The sequence below is a fragment of the Eudoraea sp. genome (genome assembly GCF_049665975.1).
Classification (GTDB): Bacteria; Bacteroidota; Bacteroidia; order Flavobacteriales; family Flavobacteriaceae; genus Eudoraea.
Map to the genome: position 1 here is coordinate 1 of NZ_JBATGR010000324.1, position 6,394 is coordinate 6,394.

Annotated in this window: 7 protein-coding genes; 2 read left to right on the forward strand and 5 right to left on the reverse strand. The window is 36.6% G+C overall.

The window, feature by feature from the left end:
* Positions 1–150 precede the first annotated feature (150 nt).
* The 3 genes from WBN20_RS11320 to prfB all read right to left on the reverse strand — a co-directional run bounded on the left by WBN20_RS11320 (position 151) and on the right by prfB (position 2,251).
* The gene (locus WBN20_RS11320) at positions 151–627 is read right to left on the reverse strand and encodes a hypothetical protein (RefSeq protein WP_424281749.1); all 477 of its coding nucleotides are present in this window, start codon (positions 625–627) and stop codon (positions 151–153) included.
* 131 nt (positions 628–758) lie between these two features.
* Positions 759–1,106, reverse strand: a complete 348-nt coding sequence (gene arsC / locus WBN20_RS11325) for an arsenate reductase (glutaredoxin) (protein ID WP_424272683.1) — start codon at positions 1,104–1,106, stop codon at positions 759–761.
* Between the two features lie 49 nt (positions 1,107–1,155).
* Positions 1,156–2,251 (reverse strand): peptide chain release factor 2 gene (gene prfB, locus WBN20_RS11330; protein WP_424274719.1). Its coding sequence is split into 2 segments (ribosomal slippage): positions 1,156–2,187 and positions 2,189–2,251, totalling 1,095 coding nucleotides; the frame shifts between segments, so codons are not numbered across the junction.
* An 85-nt stretch (positions 2,252–2,336) separates the two neighbouring features.
* On the opposite strand from prfB, the gene WBN20_RS11335 reads away from it, so the two are divergent.
* Together WBN20_RS11335 and WBN20_RS11340 are read left to right on the forward strand one after the other, a co-directional pair.
* Entirely contained in the window at positions 2,337–4,739 is a 2,403-nt protein-coding gene (locus WBN20_RS11335; protein WP_424281753.1) for a zinc-dependent metalloprotease, read from the forward strand.
* A gap of 20 nt (positions 4,740–4,759) precedes the next feature.
* Positions 4,760–5,782 carry a threonine aldolase family protein gene (locus WBN20_RS11340; RefSeq protein ID WP_424281750.1) on the forward strand — a complete coding sequence of 341 codons (1,023 nt, stop codon included), beginning with the start codon at positions 4,760–4,762 and terminating at the stop codon, positions 5,780–5,782.
* Here WBN20_RS11340 and WBN20_RS11345 read toward each other — a convergent pair.
* The gene (locus WBN20_RS11345) at positions 5,777–6,100 is read right to left on the reverse strand and encodes a YegP family protein (RefSeq protein ID WP_424281751.1); all 324 of its coding nucleotides are present in this window, start codon (positions 6,098–6,100) and stop codon (positions 5,777–5,779) included. The genes WBN20_RS11340 and WBN20_RS11345 overlap by 6 nt on opposite strands.
* An 80-nt stretch (positions 6,101–6,180) precedes the next feature.
* Positions 6,181–6,394: YbaB/EbfC family nucleoid-associated protein (locus WBN20_RS11350; protein WP_424281752.1), on the reverse strand; the 214-nt coding region annotated here is incomplete at its 5' end.

The following is a 6,394-nucleotide window of genomic DNA, read 5'->3' on the forward strand; positions in this document are numbered from 1 at the left end:
CCTGGAAATATTAGTTGTTTGGTGCTTTTATAGTTAATTGTAACTATTGTAGCTCCTTTTGCTGATTCAGGAAAAGTTACTCAGTGGGTTTTCGTTTTTGTGCAAGCCTGCGTAAGGATTTTTATAGACTACTTACTGATAATTAAATTTTTAATCCTTGGATTTCTTTTTCTTTTTCTTTTTCTTTTTCATTTTAGCATAACCTTGCTTTTGAAGTTCAACCAATTGATTGAATTTATCTTCAGGGAGACCTGCTTGTAATTCCTCTTTTTGATTTTCTCTTATTTTGTCAGCTGCTTCCCTTGATTTATCGGCCGGTAACTTTAAAAGTTGAAGTTCTATGGTTTGTTGAACATATTTGGTAAGGATGGATGATACGACCGCCTCTTCAAAAGTATTTAATTCTATTACCTCGGTAATTTTTGGCATTTCTTTGGCTACAATTTCTTCAGCAGTAAGATTTTCCGGTTTTCGTTCAGGGTCGGGGATACGCGGCAATCCACTGCCACGGTTCCTGTTATAACCATTGTTGTATCCATTGTTATAACCGTATTGGGCATTTACTGCAGGTATTCCTAAAAGTAAAAACAAAAATACTAAACCGATATATTTGATGTTAAACTTCATTTTTTTAAATATTCAGTAAAATTAAACTAAAGATTATTCCTTAGCGCTTAAATGATTGTTAAAAGCATTAAGCCATTAGACAAAATTAGAATAAATTACCTTAAGTTAAGAATTGGGCTTAAATTTTTCCGTTATTGCTTTAACAGTTCAATTATGGTTTCGGTTGGTCTGCCTATTACTGCTTTATCTCCTTTTATGACTATAGGGCGTTCAATTAATTTAGGATGTTTTACCATAGCTTCAATAATTTCTTCATCGGAAAGTATTTTCCCTTTGAATTTTTCTTTCCAAATTGTTTCATTTTTGCGTACCAATTGAATTGGACTTAAAGACAAATAACCTAAGATTTTGTGCAACTCCTTCTTTGTGGGAGTTTTTTCAAGATAGTTGATGATTTCAAAATCTTTACCAGAAGATTCAACTATAGCCAGACCTTCCCGGGATTTACGGCATCTGGAATTGTGGTATATTTTTATCATAGAAGGCGAATTAATTTTTTCTAATGTTCTATAATCATTTAAGATTCAATTAAACTTCTTTTTGCCCCATGGCCATAAGGTAGGCCTTTAAAAATTCATCAATTTGCCCATCCATTACAGCATCTACATTACCCGTTTCTTTCCCCGTCCTAACATCTTTGACCAGTTTGTAAGGGTGCATAACATAGTTTCTAATCTGCGAGCCCCATTCTATCTTCATTTTGGAAGATTCTATCTCGCTCCGGGCTTCTTGCTTCTTGCGCAATTCGATCTCATATAGTTGAGATTTTAACATTTTAAGGGCTGTAGCTCTATTATCGTGCTGCGACCTCGAATCTGAACATGAAATTTGAATGCCAGAAGGTTTATGCACCAACTGTACTTTTGTTTCCACTTTGTTCACATTCTGTCCGCCTGCTCCACTAGACCTGGAAGTGGTTATTTCAATATCCGACGGGTTTAGTTCTATTTCAATGCTATCATCAACCAGGGGATAAACATATACAGATGCAAAAGAGGTATGCCGCTTGGCATTACTATCAAATGGAGAGATGCGCACAAGCCGGTGAACTCCATTTTCTCCTTTCAACCAACCAAATGCAAATTCACCCTCAATTTCTAAGGTAACAGTTTTAATACCTGCCACATCACCTTCCTGATAATTGAGCTCCTTTATCTTGTAACCATTTTTTTCACTCCACATCATGTACATCCTCATAAGCATGGCCGCCCAATCACAACTTTCAGTTCCTCCTGCACCGGCAGTAATTTGAAGAACTGCGGTCATATCATCTCCTTCTTCAGAAAGCATGTTTCTGAATTCAAGATTTTCTATGGCCTTTAGAGCAGTATTGTATTGATGCGTTACCTCTTCATCAGATATTTCCCCTTCCTTGGCAAATTCCAAAAGGATTTCCAGGTCATTTATGAAATCCTCGGCGGCATTGAAATCGGTAACCCATTTTTTTTTGGATTGTACGAGTTTCATTTGTTTTTGTGCAATTTGGGGGTCATCCCAAAAGTCAGGAGCCAGAGTTTTTTCCTCTTCGTTTTCTATTTCTATTAGCTTGGCATCAATGTCAAAGATACCTCCTCAACGCGCCAAGGCGTTCTATAAGATCTTTATGTTGATCTGATGTTGTCATTAAATTGAATTTTCATCAAAAATAAAGCTAAAGTATGGTTGTGCAATCAATTTTGCATAAATTTAAAAATTCAACCAACAACATGATGAAAAACTATTTTTATACTTTTTTTCTATCTCTTTTTTATTGTTCTTTAATAAATGCACAATTTACCGAAAAGAGTAAAGCCTTTCAGAAGCATGAAGGGTTTTATGATTTCTATTATGATGGAAGCAGTGATAAGATTTACCTGGAGATTGAAGAACTTGAAAAGCCTTTTCTATATGTGTATTCTCTAAGTAGTGGAATTGGAAGTAACGATATAGGTTTAGATAGAGGACAACTTGGAAATGAGCAAGTTGTATATTTTAAAAAAGCCGGTAATAAACTACTACTTATTCAACCAAATTTAAAATACAGGGCTCTTACCGACAATGATCTGGAAAAAAAATCTGTTGAGCAGGCTTTTGCCAAATCTGTGCTTTTCGGTTTTAAAATAATAGAAGAGTCAACCGGTAAATATATTATTGATATCAGCGATTTTTTAATTCAGGACGTTCATGGAGTTGCAAAACGGTTAAAGCAAAAAGAACAGGGATCTTACACTCTTGAGAAAAGTAAAAGTGCCATGGCACTCGAAAGAACTAGAGCATTTCCGAAAAATGTTGAGTTTGATGTGACACTTACCTTCAAAGGAGATTCCAAAGGTAATTTTATCAAATCAGTTTCCCCCAACCCAAATTTGGTAACTGTAGCGCAACACCATTCATTTATTGAGTTGCCTGATGCAAACTACAAAGAAAGGGTTTTTGATCCTCGAAGTGGTTCGTACCCGTTTTCATATTATGATTATGCCGCACCAGTGCAGGAACCTATTCTCAAGCGATTTATTACCAGACACCGTTTGTCTAAAAAGAATCCGGAGGCTGAAGTGAGTGAGGCTTTAGAGCCTATTATTTATTACCTGGACAACGGCACTCCCGAACCTGTAAGAAGTGCTTTACTAGAGGGTGGCAGGTGGTGGAACGAGGCTTTTGAAGCTATAGGCTATAAAGATGCGTTTCAGTTAAAAATATTACCAGATGATGCTGATCCTTTGGACGTAAGATATAATGTTATTCAGTGGGTGCACCGCTCAACCAGAGGTTGGAGCTATGGAAGTAGTATTACAGACCCCAGAACAGGCGAGATAATAAAAGGGCATGTAAGTTTGGGTAGTTTAAGGATCAGGCAGGATTTTTTAATAGCACAGGCCTTAACAAAAAAACCTTTTGAAGAACGAGATGATAATTATAATGAAATGCTGGAATTGGCTTTGGCACGAATAAGACAATTGTCTGCTCATGAAATTGGTCATACACTTGGGTTTACACATAATTTTGCTGCAAGTACAAATCAAAGAGCTTCAGTCATGGATTATCCGCATCCCCAGTTTAAAATTGTAAACGGGGAAATAGATTTTTCACAGGCTTATGACACCGGAATTGGAGAATGGGACAAAACAACAGTGGCCTACTCATATTCAGAATTTGCAAAGGGAACCAATGAAAAGGAAGCCTTGAATAAGATACTGGCGGAGGCCTCCAATAAAGGACTTCGCTTTATATCCGATCAGGATGCCAGGCCTTTAGGTGGAGCACATGCATTAGGGCATTTATGGGATAATGGGGCGAGTGCAAGCGCGGAATTGCAAAACGTTTTAAATATCAGGGAAATTGCTATTGAAAATTTCTCTATTGACAACATTCGCAAAAATGAACCAAACTCAGTTTTGGAAGATGTTTTTGCACCACTTTATTTTTTTCACAGATATCAAACAGAAGCAGTAGCTAAATTGATTGGCGGGCTCGACTATAACTATGCTATTAAAGGCGATGGTCAGAAAACCGTTGAAACCCTTGATAAAAACGCCCAGATTCGGGCATTTAAGGTACTGCTGAAAACTTTGGATGCAAATGCAATAGCCATACCTAAAGAAAAATTATCTTTATTTCCACCAAGGGCGATTGGTTACCCTAGAAACCGTGAATCCTTTACAGGCAGGACCGGAGTCTCTTTTGACGCGCTCTCTGCCCCGGAAACTGCTTCGGATATGACCTTAGGATTACTTTTGCACCCTGAAAGGGCTTCAAGGTTAATACTGCAAAAAAGTATTGATGCTCAACAAATTGGCCTGGAATATGTTCTAAGCCAGCTAGTTCAAAATACGATTGAAAAAACCCTGAAAGATCCTTATTTCAATGAGGTCCAGAAATCAATTAATTACCGGGTACTTTTTCATATTATGAATCTGGCAGCCCATAAAGGTGTGCATCCTCAGGTAAACGCCATAGCAAATCATAAACTTAAATCAATTAAAACAACCTTACAATCTAGCAGGAATAATGTCGATGCCATGGAAATGATAAGAAGGGTTGATTACTTTTACAGCGAACCAGATGAATTCAAGGTTATAGAAGTTTCTAAAATACCAGACGGATCTCCAATTGGTATGGATTGTATGAATTAGATTGATGCATTAAAAGACTTATGGAAATAAATTTAATTAGTGATACGGTTACCAAACCATCACCCGGTATGTTAGATGCCATGATGTCTGCAGATGTTGGTGATGATGTTTTTAAAGCTGATCCCACTGTTAACAGACTAGAAGAAAAGGTAGCTAGTTTGTTTAACAGGGAGGCTGCATTGTACTTCCCCAGTGGCACAATGACAAATCAAACAGCAATTAAACTTCACACCAAACCAGGAGATCAATTAATTTGTGATAAATATGCCCATGTCTATAATTATGAGGGTGGGGGAGTAAGTTTTAATAGTGGTGTTTCCTGTAAATTAATAGATGGTCATAGAGGCATGATGACTGCAAATCAGGTTGAGGACGCAATAAACCCACCTGATTTTTATCATAGCCCATTGACTTCTTTAGTTTGCGCTGAAAATACCACCAATAAAGGTGGGGGAGCGTGTTGGAATTTTTCTGAACTTGTTCGTATTAAAGCAGTTTGCCAAAAGTATGGTCTGGCGTATCATTTGGATGGAGCCAGAATATGGAATGCTTTGATTGAAAAGGGAGAGACTGCAAAGCAGTATGGAGAATTATTTGACACCATTAGTGTTTGCCTTAGTAAAGGACTTGGATGCCCGGTGGGTTCTGTTTTAGTTGGAGATAAAGAATTGATAAATAATGCCTTGCGCATTAGAAAAATATTAGGAGGGGGTATGCGACAGGCTGGTTTTATGGCCGCGGCAGGCATTTATGCGTTGGATAACCAAATGGACCGTCTTGCGGATGACCATAAAAAAGCAAGAGAAATTGGTGCGTTACTTGAAAGTTTACCCTTTATTAAGAAAGTGGAGCCTTTGGAGACCAATATTATTATCTTTGAAATAAATGAAGACTATTTAAGCGTAGATGATTTTATTTTAAAACTCCACAAAAAAGACATTTATATTATTGGTATGGGAAATTCGAAATTACGGATAGTAACTCATAGGGATTATACGGATCAAATGCACGAAATTTTTCTAAAAACTTTAAGAACACTATAAGTTTTGGGAGTTATTTAAGGCAGCTATTCTTTTTTTAAGGTTTTTTATACCATTCTCCATTCCTGCCTCGGACCCATAAAGTTGACTGTTACCAATAAGTTGTCCCTTTTTATCATTGAGGTTAAAAAGAAAGTTTCCTCTATGGTAGGTCTTACGTTCAAATATGTATTGTTGTTTATCGAACATATTCAAACCGCTAACAACATTCCTGACTTCTTCTTCACTCGAAAATCCAACACTATAAAACAAGGCATTACCACTAGTGGTGTTTAAAGAGAAATTATACGTGTTGTTATCATCTTTATTTATCTTTATCATGTAGTAAGTTTTTATTTAAAAGTATTAAAAATGGATTAACTTTCATACTTAATTAACTAACTAGGATAAACTTAATTCCACTATTTATTAATTAAAAAAGAATCCATTCCGGGAATATCAGGCATACCTTCTTTCGCTACTGCAGCTAATTCTACTTCATTTATTTCAGTGGCTTTTTCGATGGCCTTATTCAAGGTAAGGACCAGATAATCCTCTAATTGTTCCTTGTCTTGCAGCAATTGATCATCTATATTAATAGCCTTTAAAGTTCTATTAGCGGTGATGGTTACAGAA